Source organism: Exiguobacterium sp. (assembly GCF_020832205.1).
Classification (GTDB): Bacteria; Bacillota; Bacilli; order Exiguobacteriales; family Exiguobacteriaceae; genus Exiguobacterium.
On the sequence record NZ_JAFIFD010000001.1, the window covers coordinates 19,672 to 43,944 of the forward strand.

Sequence of the window (24,273 nt, forward strand, 5' to 3'; positions counted from 1 at the left end):
CTTTAGATTATGGTCGATAGTAAAGTTCGTTCCACCGTAGTTCGTTGTTGAATTGGACAGTCTCCGTCTTGGCGTCAATGACCGCGATTTCAACGTCGAGCAGTTCCGCGAAGTCCCTCAGTTGGTCGGGCGTCACTTCATACGAATAACAGGTGTGGTGCGCCCCACCGGCTTGAATCCAGTTTTCGACTGCTTGCGCCATCGAAGGTTCTGTTTTCCAAAGAACGCGTGCGACCGGCAAGTTCGGCATAGCCTCTTCCGGCTGGATGCCTTCGACCGTGTTGACGAGGAGACGGAAGCGATGGCCGAGATCAATGATACTCGCGTTCAGCGCCTTGCCGCTCTGTCCTTCAAAGACAATCCGGGCCGGCGCTTCCCGGTCGCCGATACCGAGCGGATGGACTTCGATTCTTGGCTTATCGACCGCAATCGTCGGACAAATCTCCAACATGTGGGCACCAAGCACCATCTCGTTGCCCGGCTCGAAGTGGTACGTATAATCTTCCATAAACGAAGTCCGTTCGTTGTTCGCCATAATTTTCATGAGACGGACGAGCGCTGCGGTCTTCCAGTCCCCTTCTCCGGCAAAACCGTAACCTTGCTCCATCAAGCGTTGGACGGCGAGACCTGGCAACTGCTTCATGCCGTACAAGTCTTCGAACGTCGTCGTGAAAGCGGTATAGCCGCCTGCCTCGAGGAAGGCTTTCATGCCGAGTTCAATCCGGCCTTGGTAACGAACCGAGTCGAGGAACTCTTCTTCAGCCATTCCGTTGTTCGTCAGCTCGTAACGAGACGCGTACTCGTTCATCAGTGTATCGAGATCCGTATCTGTTACGGCGTCCATATATGCGACGAGGTCGCCGATCCCATACCCGTCCACCGTCCAACCGAGGCGAATCTGCGCTTCGACTTTATCACCTTCCGTCACGGCGACGTTGCGCATGTTGTCACCGAAACGAGCCACTTTTAACACTTTGCTTTCGGCCAATGCATGAGCGACTTTCATCCAGCTCGCCATCTTGCCACGTGTCGTCTCGTCTTCCCAGTGCCCGACGAGCACTTTGCGTTTGACATTCATCCGGCTCGTGATGAAGCCGTGCTCCCGGTCGCCGTGCGCCGATTGATTCAAGTTCATGAAGTCCATATCGATCGCATCCCACGGGATGTCACGATTGAACTGTGTCCCAAAATGGAGCAACGGTTTTTGCAGGACGCGCATACCACTGATCCACATCTTCGATGGTGAGAACGTGTGCATCCAGGTGATCACGCCTGCACATGAGTCGTCCGCATTCGCCTGAAGCATCATTTGACGGATTTCGTCTGCGTTTTTGACGACGCCCTTGAAGACGATCCGGTCGCTGAAGACGTCGGCTGCATCGAGTCCGGCCACCATCTCTTTTGAATGCTCCTCCACTTGTCGAAGCACGTCTTCGCCGTAAAGCATTTGGCTCCCTGTCACGAACCAAAATTCATATGTTTTCGCTGTCAACATCCAAAGTCCCCCTAATGTGAGGGCGAAGTGCCGGTCATTTTTGGCCGTAGTACGCGTTCGCCCCATGTTTTCGCAAATAGTGTTTATCTAAGATGCTCTGTTTAATCGGTGTCAGGCCAGGGTTCAAGTTCAAGGCGTGAAGTCCCATCTTGGCGACTTCCTCGAGGACGACCGCGTTATGGACGGCCTCATTCGCGTCTTTGCCCCAGCAGAAAGGTGCGTGGTTAGCCACGAGCACACCAGGTACGGCGACCGCTTCGAGCATTAACTCATCGAGCGTCTCTAAAATGACATGTCCCGTCTCAAGCTCATACGCCGTTGCGATTTCTTCGTCTGTCAATTCTCGAGTGCACGGGATCTCTCCATAAAAGTAATCGGCGTGTGTCGTTCCAAACGCCGGGATCGCCCGCTTCGCCTGGGCCCAGCTCGTCGCCCATGGCGAATGGGTATGCACGACCCCGCCAATCTCAGGGAGAGACCGATAGAGTGCAAGATGGGTCGGTGTGTCTGATGAGGGACGAAGCTCGCCTTCGACGACGTTACCTTCCAAATCGACGACGACCATGTCTTCCACGGTCAATCGTTCGTAAGGGACACCGCTCGGCTTAATGATGACCAAGCCGACGTTACGGTCGATACCGCTGACGTTGCCCCATGTGAATGTGACCAAGCCGTGTTGCGGGAGAGCCAAGTTCGCTTCGAGCACAGCTTCCTTCAAGCGACGACTTACCATACCGGTTCCTCCTTCACGCGTGACGCTTCAGCTTTGATTTTTTTCAAGCGTTTCATCACATCGTTTTCACCGCGACCGAAGTAATCGTATAGTTTTGTGTATTCGGCGAACAAAGCGTCATACGTCGCAACATTTTCCGGGATCGGCTTGTACGTCTCTTCTTTGACGCGGCCCATCTTCGCTGCAGCTTCCGTGATTGTGGCGTAACCGCCTCGCTCCGCACCGGCGGCCACCGCTCCGAACATGGCTGACCCGAGGGCAGGCGTTTGCGAGGAGGCCGAAATTTTGATTTCCATGTTCAAGACGTCCGCATAGATTTGCATCATGAGGGCATTCTTCTCGGCGATCCCGCCAGCTGCATATACTTCATGGACAGGGACTCCGCTGTTACGGAACGCTTCCACAATCGTCCGCGTCCCGTAAGCTGTCGCTTCAATCAATGCCCGGTAAATGTCTTCTGGTTTCGTGAGCAACGTCGCCCCGAGCAGGACGCCCGTCAAATTCGTATCGACGAGTGTCGATCGGTTCCCGTTCCACCAGTCAAGGGCGACGAGACCACTCTCCCCGACTCGTTGCCGGGCTGCTTTCTCCGTCAATAATTGATGAATACCGATGCCTTTCAAGGCGGCCTCTTCCACGTAATGTCCAGGGACACACATCTCGGTGAACCATTCAAAATGATCCCCGACACACGATTGACCAGCTTCATAGCCCATCAAACCTGGAATGACGCCGTCTTCGACGACACCGCACATGCCTGGGACAACCTGTTCGCCTTCACCGAGTAGGATGTGGCACGTCGAGGTGCCCATGACCATCAGCATCTTACCGGGTTCGGCAATCCCGACGGCCGGCACCGCCACGTGGGCGTCGACGTTCGCGACCGCGACGGCCGTACCTGGAAGGAGCCCAATCCGTGCGGCGAACGCTTCTGTCAGCTCACCTGCCTTGGCTCCGATCGGTGCGATATCACGCGATAACTTCTCTTCGACGACGTTCTCTAGCCGCGGGTCGAGCGCTTTGAAGAACTCGTTTGACGGGTAACCGTCTTGTTTATGCCAAATGGCTTTATAGCCAGCGGTACAACTGTTCCGAACGACATGACCTGTCATCTGGGAGACGACCCAATCCGTCGCTTCTAGAATCTGATCCGCCGCTTCATAAATCGCCGGCGCCTCGTTCAGGATTTGCCACACTTTCGGGATCATCCATTCCGATGAGATTTTCCCACCGTATCGCTTCAAGAAATCTTCGCCCCGCTCGGCCGCGATGCGGTTCAACTCGTCCGCCTCGTCTTGCGCAGCATGATGCTTCCAAAGCTTCACATAACTATGTGGATTTTGTTGATGTTCCTCGCGGAAACAGAGCGGGTTCAGTTGTTCGTCAATCGGTAAGATTGTGCAGGCTGTGAAATCGATGCCGAGCCCCACGACTTGGTCCGGCGTGATCCCCGCTTCTTTCACGACAGCCGGGATCGTAAGTTCTAACACTTCTAAATAGTCTTGCGGATGTTGGAGCGCCCAGTCATGCTCGAGACGCGTCACCCCGTCCGGTAAATATTCATCCATGACGCCATGTGTGTACGGTTTGACCGCAGTCGCCACTTCTCGACCTGTCGCTACGTCGACGAGGACCGCACGTCCTGATTGCGTCCCATAGTCGACGCCGATTGTATAGTTGGCCATATTCATCACCCTACCTTCAAAAGAATGCGCTTACATATAGGATGAAAAAAATAAAGTGTGTGGGCACTCCTATCCCTTTCATCCGTACAACTATTCGAATATCGTGCCTGTTTCATACAGAAAACAAAAAATACAATCAAGTTGTACGTATAACTTACACCTTGATTGTATCAACTATTTTAAATTAATCAACTGTTTTCAACATTTTATTTCAACATTTCCGTAATGTTTCTGAGCAATCTGTGACCATTTCACGAAAATAAACCGAGAGAAGTTGTACGTATCTTTATAGTTTCTTACCGATGAAGACATGACCTCGATCAGACAGTCCCGCGAACACGACCGTCTCTCGCCAACGCTCCCAGTCCCAGCCCGGCAACATGTACCAGGTGATTTCTTCTGACCCGTAGAGTTTGACGCTCGTATCCGTTAATTTTTCAAAACGGCCTCGTTTGCCGTATTCCGTTACAAACGTCCCATCAGCCATGAGTTGAATCTTACTCGAAGGTAGGACGCCATGGTTCGTTCGGTCCATATAAATCCACTCCCACTCGCCGATGAGCTCTTCCATCCCGACGGACCGCTCCGCTTCTCCGGCGTATCGTTCCGGAGAGACGAGCGGCCACCCCGACTCCGTCCAGATGATCTTTCGGATATGCAGCTCGTGCCAGTGCGGATCTTTCTCACCTCTGACGTGATGGACTAGATAATCCTTGTCCCCGTCCTGCAAGACGGAGTTATGACCAGGTCCGACCCAGCCCTCATCGTCCCCAAACCGATAACCGCCTAGTATCTTCATGCCGACCTGTTGCGGATCGAGCACGAGGTCGGTCATGACGTTCCCGTCAAAATCGACGTATGGTCCAGTAATTGAAGTCGATCGAGCCACACGAATATGATAATCCTTGAAAAGGGAGTCGTAGGAGACGAACAAGTAATAATGTCGATCCGTCTCGCGATAGACGATGTATGGTCCCTCAATCGCCCCTTCGACACTTTGATGCCGTTTCGCGATCAACGTTTCTACACTGCCCGGACGTTTCTTGCCGGTTTCCGGGTCGACCGGGAATACATACAGTCCACCGAAAAAACTGCCGTAGACGAGCCAAGGCTCTCCGTGCGCATCGAACGTAATATTCGGATCAATCGCGTTCGGTCCAGACGTCCCGGCCTCACTCTTCACAACGAGCCCGTGATCCTGCCACGGTCCGGCTATCGTTTCCGCGCTGGCGACACCGATATAGGACTGCGTCTGTCCAAACTGTGAAGCTGCATAGTACATGAGATAGCGACCACCCATAAACACGACTTCCGGCGCCCAAAGCCCCGGCGCCCCGGTCCATTCCACAGCCTCGTGCGGAAGTTCCTTCAACGCCAAACCGACAAACTCCCAATGGATTAAATCCTTCGAGCGGCGCACTTGAATCCCACCGTTAATGTGATGCCCGTGGGCGGCGTCCGTCGAGAACACGTAATACCAATCCCCGACTTTGATTGAAGCCGGGTCGTGGGCGTTGTGTGTGCCCCACATCGTTTCGTTCGTCAATCGCTCTAACACATAACGTTCTTCTCGTTTCGGACTGTTCAGCTTTTGCATGTTCCCGTTTCTCCTCTTATCGTTTTTTTCCCCATACGGCGGTGCCGTCCTCGATCAGGCCTGTGAAGATGATCGTCGGTTGCCAAGTCTCCCAGTCCCAAGCCGCTCCGACTTGCGTCTCATACGTTTCTTGCCCGACTTGGATCTCGAGGACTGAGCCGGTCAATCGCCAAGATCCGTCCCCGTTTCCGAGCTTCCCGTCTCGTTTGAGCGTCAATTTACTCGAAGCTTGCTGTCCGTCATCGAATCGCGGGAACGTGATAACGTCCCAGTCCCCGACCAGATGGGCGTCGTCGACCTTAACGTCTCCTTCGCCTGCATAGCGCTCGGGCGAGACGACCGGCCAACCGTCTTTCGTCCAATACACTTTCCGGACGTGCAGCTGTGACCAATAGATGTCTTCACTCGGCCGCGCCTGATGTAGCACGAACGTATCAGTCCCGTCTTGTAAGAATGCCGAGTGTCCGGTCCCGACATATCCGTCATCTCCTTCGAACTGGTACGAGCCCACGATTTTCACACCCGTATCAAATGACTCATCCGATTCGTCGCGTAAGTCACGGCCACGCGAGTCGACGAACGGTCCAGTGATCGACTTCGAGCGACCGATTCGGACGTTGTACGTATCTTCTAACCAACCGTACGACACCATCAAGTAGTAATAGCCGGTCTCGTCGTTATATAAGATTTCCGGTCCTTCGATGCCCATCGACACGTCTTTCCGCTTGGCGAGCAGCGTTCCTTCTGACGATTCGTCCACTCGCTTCCCGGTGTCCGCGTCAATCTCCGTCAAAAAGATTCCACCAAAGTATGACCCATATGTCATCCACCATTTCCCTTCTGCATCCTGTGTCACGTGAGGGTCAATCGCGTTGGCGACACCTCCGTCCCCGTCTTTAGACGCCACGACGGCACCCTCGTCTTCCCAAGGTCCTTCGATTGTTGACGCGGTCGCTAGCCCGATGTACGATGTTCGGCTCCCGACCCCTGATACGGAATAGTACAAGTGGAAACGGTCTCCAATTTTTGTGATCGCCGGAGCCCAGAACGTATTCCCACCGGCCCAAGCGAACGCCTCTTCAGACACTTGATCGAACACACGGCCAACGAACTCCCAATGAACGAGGTCGGTCGATTGTCGGATTTGAATGCCGGGCGTCGGGGGGCTACCCACCATGTAATCCGTCGAGAAGACGTAGTACGTGTCACCATCTTTAAAGATTGCCCCGTCATGCGTGAAGTTCGTCGTCCACTCGCTTTCTTTGTTGAGCACATCCGGCGTCACATCTTCCACCTTTTGATCAAACGGCGCTTTCGGGAGCGCCAACTCATCGATTGACGCACTCGTCGTCTGCCAGAAAAAGATTCCTCCGATTGCTACGGCGAGTAGTGTTAGCCATACCATCATTTTTCTCATGCCAAATCTCCTTTCTCCGTCAAAAAGGCACCCGCCTTAAAAAGACGGGTGCCTTTGTCCTGTCACACCTCAGCCCTTCACACCAGAAATCGCAATCGACTCGATGATCTGTTTTTGGAAGATCATGAAGACAATCAACATCGGGAGTAACGCCACGACGGACGCGGCCATGATTAACGGATAATCACTTTGAATTGCATAAGATGCGTTAAAGTTCGCGATGACAAGTTGAAGCGTCTGTTTCTCCGGCGAGTTCAAATACAGAATCGGCCCGAGATAGTCGTTCCAGATTGCCATAAACCAAAGAATCAACTGCGCAGCCACGGCCGGCTTGATCAATGGGAAGATAATCTTGTAGAAGATTTGGAAGTACGAGCAGCCATCAATCTTCGCTGCTTCGATAATCGAGTTCGGGATGCTGTTCAAAAACTGACGCAAGAAGAAAATCATGAAAATATTTCCGAACAGTCCAGGCACAATCAACGGCAACAGCGTGTCCACCCAGCCGATGCTCGAAAACATCATGAACTGAGGAATCATGAGTACCGGATACGGGATCATGACGGAAGCGAACAAAAGCAGGAAGATTTTATTCTTGCCTCTGAAGTTCAACTTCGCAAACGCGAACGCCGCCAAGCTCGACGTGAACGTCCCGACGATTGTGACCGATAAGGCGACAATCAAACTGTTTGATATCCCGGACAGTAGCGGACCCATACTCCAAATTTCCGTATATTTGCTAAACGAAATATCGGTTGGGATCCACACCGGCGGGAGCGCAAATACATCCTCTTTTGATTTTAGCGACGTCGACACCATCCAGAGTAGCGGCGCAATCATGACGACAGCTCCGATGGACAGGAAGATAAAGATGAAGAAATCTGTAATTCGATCCTTCTTCTTAACCGACATCGTTTCCACGTTCTCTTTTTTCCGCGAGAGAGCTAATTGCATGGTCATTCTCCTTTCATATACACGAGTCGCTCAATCAAGATCGAACGATGATTTTTCATTCATCCGGAATTGGAGCAACGTGACGATGAAAATGAAGAGCCCGAGGACGAGCGCCATCGCCGAAGCGTAACCGAGTTGGAAATTCCCGAACGATTTTTGCCAAATATAGAAGACCGCAGAGGCAGACGAGTATTCCGGTCCTCCGGTCGGTGTCATGACGTTAATTTCCGTGAAAATCTGTGCCCCACCGATGATGTTCGTTACAATAATGAAGAATGTGACTGGTTTGACCATCGGGAGCGTGATGTGCCAAAAGCTTTGCCACGCGTTCGCCCCGTCCAATTTTGCTGCTTCATAAAATGATTTTGGCACACTTTGTAACGCCGCAAGATAGAGGAGCATCGTGTAGCCGAGCCCTTTCCAAATCGCCATGAGAATGAGCGCCGGTTTGACGGTATCGGTGTTTTGAAGCCAGTTCGGCCCATCGATCCCGATCAATGCCAAGAATTGGTTCACCAACCCATAGTCCCCGTTGTACGCCCATTGCCACAAGATCGACACGGCAGCAATCGACGAGATTACGGGAATGTAGTAAATCACGCGGAATGTGTCCGTCCCAAAAATCTTTCGATTCAACGCGAGGGCGAGCAGGAGCGCGAGAACGATGCCAATCGGAATCCCAATCATCATAAAGAGCGTGTTGTACATCGATTTATAAAAATATTCATCTTGGAACAAGTTAACGAAGTTCTCAAACCCGATAAATTTCATTTGACCGAGGCCGTTCCAATTCGTGAAGGCGCCGTAAACAGAGTACATCAACGGTACGAACGCGAAGAGGAAGAATCCAATGACCGGTGCCGCAACGAACAAGTAAGCGTAACGCTGTTCAGTTCGATATAACTTGGAAATCGATTTTGTCTTCATTGTCCTTCCATCCTTTCAACGTCAGAGACGCGGGTGGCGAACATCGCCACCCCCGTTTCGACTCTCTGATCAGTTCGCCTGTTCCTCTTGTGCGATTGCCGCATCGAGCAATTTCTGCATCTTCGGCTGCGCCGTCTTCACATAGTCTTCGACCGATGTCTTGCCGTCGAGGACAGGCTGGATGTTTTTGAAGAACTCGTCATACCATTCTGCCGTGTATGTTTTCTCAGCCGGGAAACCACGGCCATAGTCGTTGATCAAATCAAGGAATTCTTGTTTGTTTTCTGGTTTGATTGACGTGTCAGCCGCCCAGTTGTCGGCGATTTCCATACTGTTTGGCAATTGGACTTGTGCGTCTACGAGCGCTTGTTGACCTTCTTGGTCAGCAGACAAGTACATGGCTAACTCTGCTGCTTCCTCTTTATGTTTCGTCGTCGAACCGACTCCAATCCCGAGCGAGCCAACCCATCCTGACGCTTTACCTGTCGAACCGGCTGGCCATGGGAGTAAGTCGTACTCGAATTTCAATTGTTCTTTAAATGCCGCCATATCCCAAGGACCGACCGGGAAGAAAGCGAGCTGCCCTTTCAACCAACGTTGGTACGTGTCGAGCGTCTGCGTTTCCCCGATCGACGGTGTAATACCATGTTTCAACTGTTGATCGACAAAGAACTGTAACGCTTCGATGAACTTCGGATCATCGATTGTCACTTTTGTTCCGTCTTCGTTAATCCAGTCCGCCCCGTTACTCCAAACGAACGGCTGAAGGGCCCAGTTCACGTTGAAACCAGTACCGTACTGATCCATCTTCCCGTCACCGTTCGTATCTTTCGTCAACTGTTTAGCGACGTCCACGAATTCATCCCATGTATATGGTTTGTCTTTATCTGGAAGCGGGATGCCCGCGTCTTCAAACATCGTCTTGTTATAACCGAGAGCGAACGGACCTAGGTCTTTCGGCAGTCCGTAAATCGCTCCTTCTCCGAGCGTCTCACCATCGAAACGATACTTATCGACACCCTTCTCCCAAATGTCGTCCAACTTGACGTCTTCCGAATTTTCGACCGCCTCTGTGATATCGAGTAACACACCCGAGTTTACGTATGCTTTTACTTGGGCAGGATTATAGAAGAAGACGTCTGGGATTTTCCGACCTGCGATGGCCGATTTGAGTTTTGTATCGTACTGATCTGGCGCCGTTTGGACCATCGTTACCTTCACATCTTTGTTCGCTTCTTCAAAACGTTTTACCGTTGCTTGATAGGCTTTTAACTCTTCTGGATTTCCACGGAACATAAATGTCAGTTCAACTTTCCCGTCAGCGCCTGCCTCATCTCCCGAACAACCGGCGAGCGCCAAAGAAGTTGTCATGAGTGCTGACATCGTTAACGCAAACATTTTTTTCGATTTACGATTCATTGTGAATTCCTCCGTCAATTTATATTCATGCTTAATGCACGATGAAGATGTACGTACATGTTGAGTTAAATAAAAAAGCATCCTGCATAATGAAGCCCACACAACACTATACATTTCCTAGCCATTAAACCAATACGATAAGTAATGAAAGCGTTTTCTGTACAATTCGAGTCTATTACACACGTTCGGACATGTCAATTTGATTTTTATGTATTTTTTACATTTCGTCCGTACATATTCATAGAAAATTCAGATGCTTTTTTTGCTTATTCATAGTAAACGGCACATTTGTTTGTTAATATGGAGATAAGATCATATCTTGTACGTATGAGTTGTTCGACGTACACGAGAGAAAGCAGGGACGCCAAATGGCACAACGCACAAAGTACAATATGGTCAAAGATCATATTCTTGAATGGATAAAAGATGGAACGGTAAGACCAGGTGAAAAAATTCCGTCTGAAAATGAATTGGTCCAATCATTTGGAGTGAGCCGTCATACGATTCGGCAAGCTGTTGGAGAATTAGTGAATGAAGGCTATCTGTACCGCGAACAAGGATCGGGCACATACTGTTCCCCTGTCCTTCCGACCTCTACTTCCCAAACGATGGAACGTTCTGGAAACGGTAAAAATATCGGGGTCATCACGACTTACATGTCTGACTATATCTTCCCGTCTATCATCCGGGGGATTGAATCCCACTTGGCTTCGAAAGGATATACGTTGACACTGTCTTGTACGGATAACAACGTCGAGAAAGAGCGACAATGCCTCGAGATGATGTTAGATCGTCAAATTGATGGATTGATTGTCGAGCCGACGAAGAGCAGCAGCTACAATCCGAATATCAAATATTATTTAGAACTCGAACAACAACATACTCCTTATTTGATGATTAACCAATACTATTCGCAGTTGACGCCTCCTTATTTGATCATGGATGACGAGAAGGGTGGATTCTTAGCGGCAGAACATCTCATCAAACTTGGCCATGAGCGCATCATGGGACTCTTTAAAACAGATGACCTTCAAGGGGTCCATCGGATGCGCGGCTTCATACGCGCGTTCCGGGAATACAATCTTCCTTTAGAACCAGAATTAATTATAACGTATACGACAGAAGAACTTGTGCCCTCTTTTTATGACGTGATTCATCGCGTGTTCAAGAACGCGGACGAACGGCCGAGCGCAATCGTCTGTTACAACGACCAACTTGCCCTCAATGTGTTAGACCAGTTGAGAAGTCTGCGTCTCTCTGTCCCCCAAGACGTCTCACTCGTCGGATACGACGATTCGGTGCTCGCCGTCGCGACAGAAGTAAAACTGACTTCCATCATCCACCCGAAGCAAGAACTGGGCCGTGCCGCGGCCGAATGGATCATCGCAGCTGTTGAGAAAAAGGACACGCCACCGTCACACACGTATGAACCAGAATTGATCGTCCGCAACTCGACCGCACCTTATAACCGTCTCGAATCTAAATTAGGCTGATTCATCCCTAACTTCTTGGAGGTCCTCATGAATTTAAAACATGAACATAACAAACTATTCCAAGCGCTCGAATTTGTCACTAGCCTGGTTCAACTGAACGTGGTCTTCTTACTGACCATTTTGCCTCTCATCACGCTGTTCCCTGGCTTGTACGCCTTGAGTGCCGTCACACGGCAATGGTCGATCAATCAAGATTATAGCGTATTCCACGCTTACTTCCGCTTTTTTAATGAAGGAGTACGCCGTCATTATAAACTCGGTGTAGCTTGGACCTTGTTTTTATCCGTCTTGTTGATCGACTTTTTACTCATTCGTCAAATCGATACCGGCCAGACGATTCTCTTCACAAGCCTATTCGTGATCGGGTTTATCTTCCTTGCCCTTTCGTTATTTCTGTTTCCGGTTTTGACGCATTATGAGATGAAGACGATGGACGCCTTGAAGTTGGCGCTATTCAGCATCATGCGATATGGCTATATCGTCGTGCTCGCGCTCTTATTGTTCACAGCACTCGGCATGCTCGCGTACCGGTCACCACTCTATCTGTTGTTCGGCTTTTCATTCATCGTTTTTTTAACGACGAAATTGTATCTTCACCAGATAGACCGCACCATCACGAGCCAACATGCCGACGTCGAATCGTCATGAAACAAACCCTTCCCCCATCTGCGTTTTCGGTCGCGCAGACGAGGTCAGGGTTATTTTTTATGTCCTCGCATCACGTCCGCCATCGGACACCCTGCTTGCTCGAGCTCAGAGACAATTCGCGTATAATCCGTTTCGTTTCGATTTTGACTCAACTTGAACGCCGCCTGCATCTCTGAGACGTCGATGCGGAATCCTACGACACCGTATTTTTGTCGTTGGACCGGCTCGGATAGTTCTTCCCAGACGACGGCGTCATTACGGTCTCCTTCATGATCCCGCAGCAGTCCCGCTAGGTCTTCCTCGAGTTGTTCCGCGTTCAGGATAGTCGCCTGTCCATATGCATGGACGGCCTGATAGTTCCACGTTGACACGTCTTCATGCCCGTACCACGACGCCGACACATAAGCATCCGGTCCTTGGACGATGACGAGCACCGTCTGGTCTTCAATCGTCTGCCACTGTGGATTGTTCTTGGCGACGTGCGTCGTGAACCAAGTCTTTCCCGCCTCATGGTGAAACCGGAGCGGCACGTGCGTCGCGATCGGCTTTCGTCCGTCATACGTGACGACGGTGCCGAACGGATGAGCCTTCAAAAAGGCGTAGACTTCTTCAGGTTGATTGACGGCGTATAGTTTCGGGACGTACATCGAATTCCTCCCATCTATGACTTTGGTGACTGCCTTTAGCTTATCGGATATCGCGTTCATTCGTCTAATCCTCATCAAGTCGGGTAAAGACTAGAGGATGCTATACCACATAGGAGGGATTTCTCATGAAACCGACGATTCAAGCGTTCGTGTTCGACGTGTACGGGACGCTATTCGACGTCCATTCCGTCAAGACGGCATGTGACGAACAGTTTCCGGGGAAAGGCGAACAAATCAGCCAAACGTGGCGGACGAAACAACTCGACTATTTCTTCACGCGGTACATGATGGGCCGTTATGAGGACTTTTCTGTCGTCACCCGTGACGCCTTGCGTTACGCATTGGCCGCGGCCGACGTGACATGGACCATCGATATCGAAGACGCACTGATTGCCACGTATGCCGAGTTGACCCCTTATGACGAAGTCGAGGAAGTGTTGAAACAGCTCCACCATAAGCGAACCGTCGTCTTATCGAACGGGACGGATGCGATGCTCGAAGCGTTGATCGAGAATGCCGGATTCACGGAACTGTTCGATGAACTCGTCAGCATCGACGGCGTCAAACAGGCCAAACCGTCACCGGCCGCCTACTTGCACTGGTTCAAGAACAGCGGGTTGAAGCGAGACGAGGTGCTGTTCCTCTCTTCGAACGGTTGGGACATCGCTGGCGCGAAAAGCTTCGGCTTCCACACCGCCTGGATCAATCGCGAGGGCAAGCCGATCGACATGCCCGACTTGGCACCGGACGCCGTCTATGACGACTTGTCCGGCTTACTCGAATGGGTCACGGACGAAGCGGCTTGGCCATAATCAAATCGACTTGGGCGTCATCGCCCATATAAAACGTGTGCGCCCCGGTCTGGACGAAGCCGTGCTTCTTATAGAAGACGAGCGCTTTGTGGTTATGTTCCCACACACCGAGCCAAATCTCCCGTTTGTCCAGCTCGTTCGCACATCGGATGGCCTGGTCGTACAGCGCCTTGCCGACGCCACTCCCTTGGAACGCCCTTCGCACGTAAATCCGTTCGAGCTCGAACGCGTCCTCGCCCAAGGCCTCGGTCTGGGCGTCTTTCGCGTTCACTTTCAAATACCCGGCGACTTCCCCGTCGAGCATGGCGAAGAAGAATTGCGAGTCCGGGTTTGCTAGCTCGGACTCGAGCTGCGGCACGTTGTACGCCCGCTCGAGATAAGCAGCGAGATGTGTCGGGTCGTTCTCGGCCTCGAACGTCTCGATGCTGATGGTACGAAGTACGTCGATGTCTGCGATTGTACAAGGTTTGATGGTAATCATCTCGGTTCCCCCTCAGTAGTCTCGTTTCTTGCCTTTCTTCACCGACTCCCAGTCGCCTTCGATATTGTGGCGGACCCGCTTCAACAAGCGTAGCAACTGTTCGGCTTCTTGATCACTCAGCCCGGTGAGCGCGATGTCCGTCGAGTGCTCGTGCTCGCGGATGATGATCGGGTACAGCTCCTGGCCCCGTTCGGTCGGGACGAGCCGTTTAATTTTCTTGTTGTGCGGGTCTTCCTGTTTTGTGATCAACCCGTTCGTCTCCAACTTTTGGATTGCCCGCGCTGCTGTCGTCCGATCAACTTTAATCAATTCGGCGAGCTTCTCTTGAATGATGCCCGGCTCTTCACAAATCCGCACCAAATAGAGATATTGTCCTTTCGTCAGCGCAAGCTCCTTGAACTCGATGTTGCTGATTGAATCGAGGGCGCGGGCAATCATCCCGATTTCACGTAACTGGTCTCTCATCAAATCCTCCTGATTGTTGTATTTGCAATACGTTACGTTCAGTATAATTCATTTAGTTGCATTTGCAACAAAAAATGTTTTTAGATATGAATTTTGATTGTATGAGAAAATGGAGGTATCATTCCACGAAACGAGGGGATTTCATGGCACACCGCATCTACACGACGAGCTTCGCGAGCGTCTATCCGCTCTACGTCGCGAAAGCTGAACGGAAAGGCCGGACGAAAGAAGAAGTCGATACGATCATCAAATGGTTGACCGGCTATGACGAGGCCGGGCTCGACCGACAACTCAAAGATGAAGTCGACTTCGAGACGTTCTTCGCTGCCGCACCACGCATGAATGAAGACCGCGCCTTGATTAAAGGCGTCGTCTGCGGCGTCCGTGTCGAGAACGTCGAAGAGCCACTCATGCGCGAAATCCGCTATTTGGACAAGCTTGTCGATGAACTCGCCAAAGGCAAGGCGATGACGAAGATTTTACGGGGCGGTGACGCATGATGGACTACACGACACTCGTTGACGACAAACGGCTCGACGCTTTCATCCGCTTGATCGAAGTCATCGACGCGAATCTGCCGGACGGTTTCGAGAAGATGAACGACGGCAAAGGCATCCACTACGTCGTCCCGCTGTCGACGTATCCGAACGGGTATCACGTCACGCCCGGCACTCCGCTCCCGTTTTTGAGCGTCATCGCCCAGAAGCGGCACATCGCGCTGTACCATATGGGTGTCTACAGCGACCCAAATTTACTCCGCTGGTTCGAGGAAGCGTACGCTAAAGAAGTGCCGACGAAGCTCGACATGGGCAAGAGCTGTATCCGCTTCGGCAACGTCAAGCATATCCCGTACGAGCTGATCGGCGAGCTCGTCTCGAAGATGACACCGGCGGAATGGGTCCACGCCTACGAACAACGCTAAAGAAGAGACAAGTCGCGCGCGACTTGTCTCTTTTGTCATACGTTGAATTTTTTCGTCATCTGACGCATCTCGTCCGCCATGTTCGACAGTTCTTGAGCCGATGCCGTGATTTCTTCCATCGACGCCATCTGTTCTTCCGTCGCCGCCGACGTGTTCTCTGTCTCGGTCGCGGTCGTCTCGGTGATGCCTTGGATCTCGTTCACAGACGTCAAAATCTCGGTCGCACCGGCTGCCATCTCTTGGACGGCACCTGATACTTCTTCGACGTTTTGTCCGACTTCTTCGATGGCGCGCTTGATGTCTTCGAACGCCACGCCTGCCTGTTGGACGTTCGTGACGCTATGGCCCATCTCGCTCTCGACGACATGCATCGTTTGGACCGCTTGTTTCGTCTCCGTCTGCGTGTCCCCGATCAAGCCGGAGATCCGTTTCGTCGCGACGGCCGATTCTTCAGCGAGCTTTCGGACCTCCGAGGCGACGACGGCGAAACCGCGTCCGTGATCGCCGGCCCGTGCCGCTTCGATCGCCGCGTTCAAGGCGAGCAAATTCGTCTGTTCGGCGATGCCGGAAATCGTACCGGTGATCGTGCCGATTTCTTGCGAGCGGACGTCGAGCTGCCCGATGACCGTTTGCAATGCTTTCACTTTCTCGTTCATCGCTTCGAGCTGTGACTCGAGCGTGTCAATCAAGTCGTTGCCGGTCCCGACTTTTTGAAGCGCACCGTCCGAGAGCTCGGTCATGTGTTGCGCACTGTTCGAGACGTGATGAATCCCTCGCGTCAACTCGGTAATCGTTCCGTTCGACTCCTTCACTCGCGTCAATTGACGCATCGAGCCCGACGCGATCTCTTCCATCGTGACGGCGACCATCTCCGTCGCTTTTGTCGTCTCTTCGACGTTGTTCTTCAAATCGTCAGACGAGACGGCGACACGGCCTGACGTCTGTGTCACTTGCTGGATCAGTTCGCGCAAGTTGTCTTTCATTTGATTGAACGACACGGCGAGCGAACCGAGCTCGTCCCGTGACGAATACGCGCTCTCGACCGTCAAGTCACCGGCACCGGCCCGGCTCATGAGCGCATTCAGCTCACGGACGGGACTTACGACGAGCCGCGTGATGTAGACACCGAGCCCGATCGAGGCCAACGCTCCGATGGCGACGAGCACCCAAAACGTAAGCACTGACCGGTTTCGGTCATCTTGCATCGCGACGCTTGCCGCTTCGGCTTCTTGATTGATGCCGTCCATGACGGCCGCTGCCGTGTTGACGAGGTTCAACCGGATTGGCCGCAAATCATCCAAATAGACGCGGTACGCCGCTGCGTTTTCGTTGCGCAACGCCGGGAGCAAGACGACTTCCGTCCCTTCTAGATAGGCGCTGATTTCTCGGTTCAACTTCTCGACTTGTTGCGTCACCGTCTCATCCGTCGATGAGAACGTCTCATTGAACACCTTCAAGTTCGTGCCGATACTGTTGCGTCGTTCTGAGATGTCGGCTTGCAACTCCTCGTTCCGGGTCGCATCGGTTGTCAACATCAGTTCGAGCAAATACCCGTCTAGCGCCCGGTTGTCCGTGCGAATCTGACCGAGCGCGCGAATCGGCACTAGCCGGTTCTCATAGATTGCCTGTCCCTCGTCGGCCATCCGTACGATGAGTGTGTGGCTGAGTGCGGCGATGACGACGAGCGTCGTAATGAAAACGGTGAGCAGCACCGTAAACTTTTTGAACATACTTAAATTTTTCACTGTAATCCCTCCTACTTGCTTTATCGTAGGAAAGGATAGGTGAATGAAGCGGTTTTACACATCCGTTGACCTAAGTTTCCACTTTCAAGGTCCATCATCGAATTCGGGACACATCGCGAGCATATTCTGTAAGCCGGCTCACCGTCATCGTGAGGGAAAATAAGATACGCTTAGTGAAAGAATAAAGGAACGGAAAGGAATGATTCTCGTGCCACGTTGGCTCAAACTCAGTCTTCTGCTCACTTTGTTCGGAAGCCTGTTTTATCTCACGCACTTCCATTACGAGTTGCGGCCGTCTGACGTGCGTGACGTCGTCTTGTCGTTCGGCTGGTGGGGACCGCTCGTGTTCATCCTCATCTATGCGGTCGGCCCGCTCATCTTCTTGCCGACGTCCGTCCTCTCGCTCGGGGCCGGGCTCGCGTTCGGCGTCTGGCCCGGTGTGTTATACATCATCGTCGGCGCGACCGCTGCCGCCGTGACCGGGTACGTCATGGCCCGCTTGTTCGGGCGTTCGGTACTCAACGTCGATCGTTACCCATGGTCGGAAAAACTGTTCACGCAAATGGAACAACGCGGCTTCCTCTACGTGTTCGTGTTACGGCTCATCCCGCTCGTCAGTTTCGATTTGCTCAGTTATGCGGCCGGCATCGCAAAAGTCCGGTTCCGATCGTTTCTCTTCGCGACCGTGCTTGGGATGATTCCCGGGACGCTCGCCTACAGCTTTTTAGGAGCGAGCCTCGCCTCGGGGAGCGTGACGACGATCTTCATCGCCGCCCTCGTCTTCGTGAGTCTGCTCGGGGTGACCTACTACTTCCGTGAGCCCGTTCAAAAGTGGCTCGGCCTGACGTGAATCTGATTCCCTCATCGTGAAAAGAAGCGATTGAATCGCTTCCCTTCCTTGCCGTACAATCGAAAATGGAAATGAGAACCAATACGGATGAGGAGACACGATCACATTGAGAAAATGGCTAATATCCTGCCTGTTGCTTTGTCTACTCGTCAGCTTGACGCCGTCTGTTTCAGCTGCGGAAAAAGCGGTGCGTCACGACGACAAGCGACTCGTCTATATGACGTTTGACGACGGCCCCCGTCCCGAGACGCTGTTATTGCTCGACGTGTTAAGGAAGCATCAAGTGAAAGCGACATTTTTCATTCTCGGTAAACAGATCAAAGCCAATGAGGCGACGTTGAAACGGATCGTCGCCGAAGGACACGTGCTCGGCCTGCACAGCATGACCCATGACAAGAAACAGTTTTACAAATCGCCCCACACCGCCGTCGAGGAAATGAAGCGCGTCCAACAGCTCATCTTTGAGACGACCGGTGTGAAGACGAACGTCATGCGCGTGCCGTACGGAAGCGTCCCGCATATGACGAAACCTCACCGCGACGCGATGACAAAGGCCGGGTTCCACATGTGGGACTGGAACGTCGACAGTCTCGATTGGAAACGAAAAAATGAGCCGCGCCTCTTGCAGTACGAGACGATTCGTCACGTCCGGGCGAACGCGATCGCCTCGGTCGTGTTGATGCACGACCAATCGATTTCCCCGGCCTCACTTGACTACATCCTTCGTCATTTGAAGAGAGAGCAATACGTGTTCACGACGATCGCTGACACCACGCCACCGTATCACTTCTACAACAAATGGAAAACGAATACGTCACGAAAATGAGCGAGGGACATCGAGCCCTTCGCTCATTTTTTGCTTCCCGTTTCATCGAATATGCAAATTCAATCAACATTCGGGACGTCCGTCCGATAATAAAGTAGCCATATCGAACTAGAAAACGAATGTGAGGAATCCGAATGAGTTCAACGAAACGCAATCAATTGATGCTCGTCACGACGCTCGTCATCGTCTTGACGTCCATCGCCGTCCACCTGCTCCACCGCTTCACCGATTTTGCTTACGCCTATACCGTCCTGCGAAACGGTGCCACGGGTTACCCGTACCCGGTCGCGGCATGGGTCTTGTTCGCCGTCCCGGTCGTCTTCTTCATCCTTATGCTCGTCAGCGAACGGAAACATCCCCGCTCGTTCCCATACTGGATGATGCTGACACTCACGTTCGCGAGCATCTCGACCGTCGCCGGCGGTCAAGGACTCGTCGAGTATCACTTCTCGATTTTCGTCGTCTTGGCGATCTTGTCGTTCATGCGCCAAATCGACTTGATCCTGTACAGCACCGTCTTGTTCGCGGTGCAACATTTGGCCGGATACTTCTTGTTCCCAGAAATCATCTGCGGCACGAGCGACTATCCGTTCAGTCTGCTCCTCGTACATGCCATCTACCTCGTGCTGTTGAGCGCTGTCCTCGTCGCGCAGATCCATTTCCGCAACGTCGAATCGACCCGGGTGAAAGCGATTGAGGCCGAGACGCGCCGTCTGCTCGAACATGCCGTCACAGACGCGAGCGGTCTCGTCGCGTCATTGAAAGCCCACGCCGCCGAACTCGAAACGGTCGCCAATCACTCCCTCGAATCGGGCGAACAAATCGCTGTCACCGTTGATCCAATCGTCACGCACGCGAGCGATCAACAGACGTCAATGAACCGCGGGGCTGACGAACTTCAGTCGATTCGCTCTCTCACCGCCCTCATCCAAGACCGGATGGGGCAGACGGCCAACGCCGCTTCCCGCATTGCAAGCGACGCCCGGTCAGGAAATCGCGACATGCAGCGCATGGAAACAAAAGTCGAGGAGATCATCGGTGAATCGACGCGTCTCGAAGCCGTCGTCACAACGATGTCGAACCGATCGACCGAGATCCAAGCGATCCTGCAACAAGTCGGTACAATCAGTGAACAAACGAACATGCTCGCCTTGAACGCTTCGATCGAAGCGGCACGCGCCGGGGAAGCCGGACGCGGTTTCGCCGTCGTCGCTTCCGAAGTCGGCAAGCTCGCCGTCCAGTCCCGGGAATATGCGTCCGAGATGACACGCGTCCTCGGCGGGCTCATGGACGACACGTCGGTCGTACGCGAATCGGCCCACTTGTTCAAGCAGGCGACCGAGAACTGCCAAACCGTATCCGCTGACGTCACGGCTGTCTTCCACCGCTTGACGGAAGACGTGTCTGAAATCGATACGCAAATCGGCTCGATCCAAGAGACACGTCAGCACGTGACGGCCCAGATGGAAGCGCTCGAGACGCGTCTCGCCTCGACAAAACAAGCGGCGAGCGTTTTGCAGCAACAAATCCAACACGTCGCCGCTGCGACCGAGGAACAAGTCGCCGTCCAAAAAGAGTTGAGCCACATGTCCGACCGTCTCGCCTCGACCGCGAACACGCTCGAAACCGTGACCACCCAGCTAGAGGAACGATCAAAGACAACCTAAAAACAGGCCGTGAACATATCAATGTTCGCGGCCTGTTTCTTATAACGTCTCAATCAGCTGTTTCAACGCGTCTTTCAGCGGCGTCACTGGACGCCCGAGCAAGAGCTCGAAGTCGTTCGATTCGACTTCAAGCGAGCCGTTGCGGATGCTCTCTTGAATCCCGACGACGAGCGGGATGACTTCTTCCGGCACACCGGCACCGCGCATGACGTTGGCGTAAGCGTCCGCACTCACTTCCTGGAGTTCGACTTCGCGGCCGAGCACTTCCCCGAGCGCTTTGACGAGTTCTGCTTGTGTGTGGAGCGGGCCGGACAGTTCGAAGACGTCTTGCTCAAAGTCGTCTGCCATGAGAACGTTCGCCGCGGCTTCGGCGTAGTCTTGTTGCAACGCCCAACCGACTTTCCCATCACGGGCAGCCGTCACCCACGGGGCACCGGCAAGGACGCCTTGAATGCTGCCGAGTTCGTTCTCTAAGTACCAGTTGTTGCGCAAGAACGCGTGTGGGATGCCGGTACGCTCGATCGCCCCTTCCGTCTCGACGTGCGGCGGCGCCATGAGGTTTTGACTGTTCGTCGCATCGGCGAGACTCGTGTAGGCGATGAACTTGACCCCCGCCGCTTCCGCCGCTTCGACGACGCTCGCGTGTTGACGGATGCGCGTGTCGTTGTCCCCGTCCGCCGAGATGATGAGCAGACGCTCAACACCTTTGAACGCCGTTTCGAGCGTCTCTGGCTTGTCGAAGTCGCCGTGACGCACGTCGACGCCTTTCTCTTTCAACAGCGTCGCTTTCTCCGGGTTGCGGACGCTGACCGCCACTTCACTTGCCGGCACCGCTTCGAGTAAGGTGTTGACGATTTTCGAACCGAGTTTCCCCGTTGCACCTGTGATTAAGTATTTCATCATTTTTTTCCTCCTTCAAACCTGTAATTTAATCAGTTACATGTAATCATCATAGTTACAGCATCTTCGTTTGTCAATTGCTTGTTCCCTGTTATACTGAAGATGTAACCAATTCGCTTACACGACTGTTCAGAAAGGGGTGGCTTATGTCCATCAGTAGCCGTTTCGCGGTCGGCATTCACATTTTGACGTTGATCGAGGTCAATCAGGACGGCGTCACCTCGTCTAACTTTTTGGCTGGTAGCGTCAACACGAATCCCGCCCTTATCCGAAAAATCATGGCGATGTTGAAGAAAGCCGATTTGATTGAAGTGACGCCCGGCGTTGCCGGTGCCAAGCTCGCCAAAAACTTGAACGAGATCTCGCTCTATGACGTCTATCGCGCCGTCAGCGTCGTCGAGGAGAACGAGCTGTTCAGCATCCATGATAATCCGAACCCGGCGTGTCCCGTCGGCCAACAGATCCAAGCAACAATCGAGCCAATTTTTATCCATGCCCAATCGGCGATGGAATCCGTTTTAAAGCAAGTGACCCTCGCCGATGTCGTGAACGACATGGCTAACAACTCGAGCACGTAAAACAAGGGAAACCCGACGCGGGCTTCCCTTGTTTTAGTCTTTCAGTTGAATGAATTTACGTTTGCCGACCTGTAGAATCATACCCGCTTTGAGTAGGATTGGCGCATCGCTATCCGTCTGTTTGTCCCCGTTGATGCGGACGCCGCCACCGGCAATCATGCGCTTCGCTTCGCTCTTTGAAGCGAATAAATCGAATTTCATGACTGCCTCAAGTAACGTCACAGATTCCCCGTTTGGAATTTTTCGTTGTTCCATATCCTCTGGCAATAATCGGAGCTGAAACACTCGTTTGAAACCTTGTTCGGCTTGATCTGCCGCTTCTTCACCATGGTATAGCTCGACGAACCGTTTAGCGAGTCGCATTTTCGCATCTCGTGGGTGTAAGTTCCCTGACGAGAGTGCGCGCAGCGTCGCTTCAATCGTTTCTTGCGGGAACCCGGTCGCCAACGTGAAAAACTTTGGCATGAGCTCATCAGGAAGCGACATCGTCTTCCCATACATGTCCGCAGGTGACTCATCGATCCCGATGTAGTTGTGTTTTGACTTCGACATCTTCTCGACCCCATCGAGTCCTTCTAAAAGCGGCATCAAGATTGCGACTTGTTTTTCTCGTCCGAACTTTTCTTGGAAATGTCGTCCCATCAAGATGTTGAAGTGCTGATCGGTTCCACCGATTTCAATATCACTCTCGAGATGAATCGAGTCATAGCCTTGTAACAGAGGGTAGAAGAACTCATGGAGGGAAATCGGTTTACCGAGGGCGAGCCGTTCCTCAAAATCATCCCGTTCGATCATACGAGCGACCGTGATTTTACCAGCTAGGCCGATGACATCCTCTAGGCTGAGTCCTTTCAACCATTTTGAATTATAATGCAGGACGACACGGTCCATATCTATCAGTTTGCCGAATTGATCAAAATACGTTTGCGCATTTTGTTTGACTACTTCATCCGTCAACTGGACCCGCGCCGTTGACTTCCCAGTCGGGTCTCCAATCTTTCCAGTGAAGTCACCAATAATCAAGTGGATCTCATGACCGTTCTCTTGAAATTGGCGGATCTTGTTTAACACGACAGTGTGTCCTAAGTGGATATCAGGCGCCGAAGGATCTAGGCCGAGCTTGACCTTGAGCGGACGCTTATCGATCATCGATTTCGCTACTTTCATCTTTAGCTCTTCGGTCGGAATGATGTCATCCACCCCTTGCGTGTACTCAGCCATCTGCCTCTCGACTTCCCGTAATTGCTCATCGGTCAGTGTCATCTCTTCAAACGTCGGTTTCATTCGACTCACTCTCTCCTTTGTCGTTCATTTTGTTTAATAACCGAAGCAATGTTTTCTTCTCACTCGTGTCCAAATGGCGGACAAGTCGGCGTTCCTCCGCATGGAACCGTGGGTATAGTGTCGCTACGGTCTCTTCACCGGATTCGGTCAAAAATAGTCGTGTCATGCGGCGGTCTTTTTGATCGCTCTCACGTCCGCAATAGCCGTTCTTCTCAAGCGTCTTTGACACATTGCTGACCGTGGCCTTACTTATGCCGACTTTGCCCGCCAAATCACGCACTTCTAGCTTTCCGTGGACGAATAGTTCGTACAGAATCGCGAAAGCGGTCCAAGATAAACGATAATGAACGAGCACTTGATTCTCAAAGTGACTTCTCATCGTGTGGGCAAAATGATCAATCGATGTCAAAATCGCAATGGCATCCCGATCGAGTTCATCCACAAAAAGTTTGAATCGATCATCCAAAACTGGTTCTCGCTCGTCGTGTCTCATTTCCATCCTCCTTAATCGTTAGCTATGAAACGATATTAATTGAAGTCTCCCTAAAATGCAACCAAAAAAAAGAGACCGTCTCCAAAGACGGCCTCACAGACTGTAGACAAAACATTGTCTGCAGTCTTTTTTATTTGCCCGACCGGGCACAGCTCGCTTTTCTGGGGGCAAGCAGGGAGCCGCATCGCGACTTTGTCGCTGCTGGGTCTCCCTTCGCTTGCTGATCCCCTGGAAG

24 protein-coding genes are annotated in these 24,273 nt (G+C 52.3%); 9 read left to right on the forward strand and 15 right to left on the reverse strand.

The genetic code is table 11. The features are described 5' to 3' along the window. Positions 1–7 precede the first annotated feature (7 nt). The 8 genes from araA to JJU47_RS00135 form a co-directional block, all read right to left on the reverse strand. Complete coding sequence (gene araA, locus JJU47_RS00100) at positions 8–1,495, reverse strand: L-arabinose isomerase (protein ID WP_228615550.1); 1,488 nt, start codon at positions 1,493–1,495, stop codon at positions 8–10. Between the two features lie 34 nt (positions 1,496–1,529). Beyond that, positions 1,530–2,228, reverse strand: a complete 699-nt coding sequence (gene araD / locus JJU47_RS00105) for an L-ribulose-5-phosphate 4-epimerase (RefSeq protein WP_228615551.1) — start codon at positions 2,226–2,228, stop codon at positions 1,530–1,532. Continuing rightward, positions 2,222–3,919 (reverse strand): ribulokinase, encoded by a 1,698-nt coding sequence (gene araB / locus JJU47_RS00110; protein ID WP_228615552.1) that lies wholly within the window; start codon positions 3,917–3,919, stop codon positions 2,222–2,224. Before araB ends, araD begins: the two co-directional genes overlap by 7 nt. A gap of 280 nt (positions 3,920–4,199) precedes the next feature. Beyond that, positions 4,200–5,510 (reverse strand): arabinan endo-1,5-alpha-L-arabinosidase, encoded by a 1,311-nt coding sequence (locus tag JJU47_RS00115; RefSeq protein ID WP_228615553.1) that lies wholly within the window; start codon positions 5,508–5,510, stop codon positions 4,200–4,202. A gap of 16 nt (positions 5,511–5,526) precedes the next feature. After that, positions 5,527–6,927 carry an arabinan endo-1,5-alpha-L-arabinosidase gene (locus tag JJU47_RS00120; RefSeq protein ID WP_228615554.1) on the reverse strand — a complete coding sequence of 467 codons (1,401 nt, stop codon included), beginning with the start codon at positions 6,925–6,927 and terminating at the stop codon, positions 5,527–5,529. Positions 6,928–6,996: 69 nt separating this feature from the next. Next, positions 6,997–7,839, reverse strand: a complete 843-nt coding sequence (locus tag JJU47_RS00125; RefSeq protein ID WP_031200025.1) for a carbohydrate ABC transporter permease — start codon at positions 7,837–7,839, stop codon at positions 6,997–6,999. A 72-nt stretch (positions 7,840–7,911) separates the two neighbouring features. After that, positions 7,912–8,808, reverse strand: coding sequence for a carbohydrate ABC transporter permease (locus tag JJU47_RS00130; RefSeq protein WP_021066211.1), 897 nt, complete (start codon positions 8,806–8,808; stop codon positions 7,912–7,914). Positions 8,809–8,877: 69 nt separating this feature from the next. Further along, positions 8,878–10,227 (reverse strand): ABC transporter substrate-binding protein, encoded by a 1,350-nt coding sequence (locus tag JJU47_RS00135; protein ID WP_228615555.1) that lies wholly within the window; start codon positions 10,225–10,227, stop codon positions 8,878–8,880. Between the two features lie 368 nt (positions 10,228–10,595). Here JJU47_RS00135 and JJU47_RS00140 point away from each other — a divergent pair, with 368 nt between their 5' ends. Together JJU47_RS00140 and JJU47_RS00145 are read left to right on the forward strand one after the other, a co-directional pair. Further along, positions 10,596–11,720: a GntR family transcriptional regulator gene (locus tag JJU47_RS00140; RefSeq protein ID WP_228615556.1), complete on the forward strand. Its 1,125-nt coding sequence runs from the start codon at positions 10,596–10,598 to the stop codon at positions 11,718–11,720. A 27-nt stretch (positions 11,721–11,747) separates the two neighbouring features. Then, positions 11,748–12,368, forward strand: a complete 621-nt coding sequence (locus tag JJU47_RS00145) for a DUF624 domain-containing protein (protein WP_228615557.1) — start codon at positions 11,748–11,750, stop codon at positions 12,366–12,368. Positions 12,369–12,418: 50 nt separating this feature from the next. Here JJU47_RS00145 and JJU47_RS00150 read toward each other — a convergent pair whose 3' ends face one another. Further along, complete coding sequence (locus JJU47_RS00150) at positions 12,419–13,015, reverse strand: FMN-binding negative transcriptional regulator (RefSeq protein WP_228615558.1); 597 nt, start codon at positions 13,013–13,015, stop codon at positions 12,419–12,421. Between the two features lie 125 nt (positions 13,016–13,140). On the opposite strand from JJU47_RS00150, the gene JJU47_RS00155 reads away from it, so the two are divergent. After that, positions 13,141–13,827, forward strand: a complete 687-nt coding sequence (locus tag JJU47_RS00155) for a haloacid dehalogenase type II (protein ID WP_228615559.1) — start codon at positions 13,141–13,143, stop codon at positions 13,825–13,827. Here the strand turns inward: JJU47_RS00155 and JJU47_RS00160 are convergent. Further along, positions 13,802–14,308, reverse strand: a complete 507-nt coding sequence (locus JJU47_RS00160; protein WP_228615560.1) for a GNAT family N-acetyltransferase — start codon at positions 14,306–14,308, stop codon at positions 13,802–13,804. The genes JJU47_RS00155 and JJU47_RS00160 overlap by 26 nt on opposite strands. Positions 14,309–14,320: 12 nt before the next feature. Further along, on the reverse strand, positions 14,321–14,773 hold the full coding sequence (locus tag JJU47_RS00165) for a MarR family winged helix-turn-helix transcriptional regulator (protein ID WP_228615561.1): 453 nt from the start codon (positions 14,771–14,773) through the stop codon (positions 14,321–14,323). A gap of 143 nt (positions 14,774–14,916) precedes the next feature. Here JJU47_RS00165 and JJU47_RS00170 point away from each other — a divergent pair, with 143 nt between their 5' ends. Next, a complete protein-coding gene (locus tag JJU47_RS00170) occupies positions 14,917–15,273 on the forward strand; it encodes a DUF2200 domain-containing protein (protein WP_228615562.1) in 357 nt (118 codons plus the stop codon). Then, entirely contained in the window at positions 15,273–15,695 is a 423-nt protein-coding gene (locus tag JJU47_RS00175; RefSeq protein WP_483298110.1) for a DUF1801 domain-containing protein, read from the forward strand. Before JJU47_RS00170 ends, JJU47_RS00175 begins: the two co-directional genes overlap by 1 nt. A 35-nt stretch (positions 15,696–15,730) precedes the next feature. On the opposite strand, the gene JJU47_RS00180 is transcribed toward JJU47_RS00175, so the two are convergent. Next, complete coding sequence (locus JJU47_RS00180; protein WP_228615564.1) at positions 15,731–17,440, reverse strand: methyl-accepting chemotaxis protein; 1,710 nt, start codon at positions 17,438–17,440, stop codon at positions 15,731–15,733. Between the two features lie 199 nt (positions 17,441–17,639). Between JJU47_RS00180 and JJU47_RS00185 the strand changes: the two genes are divergently transcribed. From JJU47_RS00185 to JJU47_RS00195, 3 genes are all read left to right on the forward strand, one after another. Then, a complete protein-coding gene (locus JJU47_RS00185) occupies positions 17,640–18,290 on the forward strand; it encodes a TVP38/TMEM64 family protein (protein WP_228615565.1) in 651 nt (216 codons plus the stop codon). Between the two features lie 106 nt (positions 18,291–18,396). Next, entirely contained in the window at positions 18,397–19,116 is a 720-nt protein-coding gene (locus JJU47_RS00190) for a polysaccharide deacetylase family protein (protein ID WP_228615566.1), read from the forward strand. Between the two features lie 134 nt (positions 19,117–19,250). Beyond that, positions 19,251–20,783 (forward strand): methyl-accepting chemotaxis protein, encoded by a 1,533-nt coding sequence (locus tag JJU47_RS00195; RefSeq protein ID WP_228615567.1) that lies wholly within the window; start codon positions 19,251–19,253, stop codon positions 20,781–20,783. 39 nt (positions 20,784–20,822) lie between these two features. Here JJU47_RS00195 and JJU47_RS00200 read toward each other — a convergent pair whose 3' ends face one another. Further along, positions 20,823–21,683, reverse strand: coding sequence for an SDR family oxidoreductase (locus tag JJU47_RS00200; RefSeq protein ID WP_228615571.1), 861 nt, complete (start codon positions 21,681–21,683; stop codon positions 20,823–20,825). A gap of 146 nt (positions 21,684–21,829) precedes the next feature. On the opposite strand from JJU47_RS00200, the gene JJU47_RS00205 reads away from it, so the two are divergent. Beyond that, a complete protein-coding gene (locus JJU47_RS00205; protein ID WP_228615568.1) occupies positions 21,830–22,261 on the forward strand; it encodes an Rrf2 family transcriptional regulator in 432 nt (143 codons plus the stop codon). 33 nt (positions 22,262–22,294) lie between these two features. Here JJU47_RS00205 and tyrS read toward each other — a convergent pair whose 3' ends face one another. Next, a complete protein-coding gene (tyrS, locus tag JJU47_RS00210) occupies positions 22,295–23,545 on the reverse strand; it encodes a tyrosine--tRNA ligase (RefSeq protein WP_228615569.1) in 1,251 nt (416 codons plus the stop codon). Next, a complete protein-coding gene (locus JJU47_RS00215) occupies positions 23,529–24,038 on the reverse strand; it encodes a MarR family winged helix-turn-helix transcriptional regulator (RefSeq protein WP_228615570.1) in 510 nt (169 codons plus the stop codon). Before JJU47_RS00215 ends, tyrS begins: the two co-directional genes overlap by 17 nt. Positions 24,039–24,273 lie beyond the last annotated feature (235 nt).

Excerpts from the sequence above, each read along its gene's own strand:
- JJU47_RS00145 (WP_228615557.1), top strand. The coding sequence starts at position 11,748 with ATGAATTTAAAACATGAACATAACAAACTATTCCAAGCGCTCGAATTT.
- JJU47_RS00135 (WP_228615555.1), bottom strand. The coding sequence starts at position 10,227 with ATGAATCGTAAATCGAAAAAAATGTTTGCGTTAACGATGTCAGCACTC.
- JJU47_RS00165 (WP_228615561.1), bottom strand. The coding sequence starts at position 14,773 with ATGAGAGACCAGTTACGTGAAATCGGGATGATTGCCCGCGCCCTCGAT.
- JJU47_RS00205 (WP_228615568.1), top strand. The coding sequence starts at position 21,830 with ATGTCCATCAGTAGCCGTTTCGCGGTCGGCATTCACATTTTGACGTTG.
- JJU47_RS00160 (WP_228615560.1), bottom strand. The coding sequence starts at position 14,308 with ATGATTACCATCAAACCTTGTACAATCGCAGACATCGACGTACTTCGT.
- JJU47_RS00115 (WP_228615553.1), bottom strand. The coding sequence starts at position 5,510 with ATGCAAAAGCTGAACAGTCCGAAACGAGAAGAACGTTATGTGTTAGAG.
- JJU47_RS00150 (WP_228615558.1), bottom strand. The coding sequence starts at position 13,015 with ATGTACGTCCCGAAACTATACGCCGTCAATCAACCTGAAGAAGTCTAC.
- JJU47_RS00155 (WP_228615559.1), top strand. The coding sequence starts at position 13,141 with ATGAAACCGACGATTCAAGCGTTCGTGTTCGACGTGTACGGGACGCTA.
- araA (WP_228615550.1), bottom strand. The coding sequence starts at position 1,495 with ATGTTGACAGCGAAAACATATGAATTTTGGTTCGTGACAGGGAGCCAA.
- araD (WP_228615551.1), bottom strand. The coding sequence starts at position 2,228 with ATGGTAAGTCGTCGCTTGAAGGAAGCTGTGCTCGAAGCGAACTTGGCT.
- JJU47_RS00125 (WP_031200025.1), bottom strand. The coding sequence starts at position 7,839 with ATGTCGGTTAAGAAGAAGGATCGAATTACAGATTTCTTCATCTTTATC.
- JJU47_RS00140 (WP_228615556.1), top strand. The coding sequence starts at position 10,596 with ATGGCACAACGCACAAAGTACAATATGGTCAAAGATCATATTCTTGAA.
- araB (WP_228615552.1), bottom strand. The coding sequence starts at position 3,919 with ATGAATATGGCCAACTATACAATCGGCGTCGACTATGGGACGCAATCA.
- JJU47_RS00120 (WP_228615554.1), bottom strand. The coding sequence starts at position 6,927 with ATGAGAAAAATGATGGTATGGCTAACACTACTCGCCGTAGCAATCGGA.
- tyrS (WP_228615569.1), bottom strand. The coding sequence starts at position 23,545 with ATGAAACCGACGTTTGAAGAGATGACACTGACCGATGAGCAATTACGG.
- JJU47_RS00200 (WP_228615571.1), bottom strand. The coding sequence starts at position 21,683 with ATGAAATACTTAATCACAGGTGCAACGGGGAAACTCGGTTCGAAAATC.
- JJU47_RS00215 (WP_228615570.1), bottom strand. The coding sequence starts at position 24,038 with ATGAGACACGACGAGCGAGAACCAGTTTTGGATGATCGATTCAAACTT.
- JJU47_RS00170 (WP_228615562.1), top strand. The coding sequence starts at position 14,917 with ATGGCACACCGCATCTACACGACGAGCTTCGCGAGCGTCTATCCGCTC.
- JJU47_RS00130 (WP_021066211.1), bottom strand. The coding sequence starts at position 8,808 with ATGAAGACAAAATCGATTTCCAAGTTATATCGAACTGAACAGCGTTAC.
- JJU47_RS00195 (WP_228615567.1), top strand. The coding sequence starts at position 19,251 with ATGAGTTCAACGAAACGCAATCAATTGATGCTCGTCACGACGCTCGTC.
- JJU47_RS00185 (WP_228615565.1), top strand. The coding sequence starts at position 17,640 with ATGATTCTCGTGCCACGTTGGCTCAAACTCAGTCTTCTGCTCACTTTG.
- JJU47_RS00175 (WP_483298110.1), top strand. The coding sequence starts at position 15,273 with ATGGACTACACGACACTCGTTGACGACAAACGGCTCGACGCTTTCATC.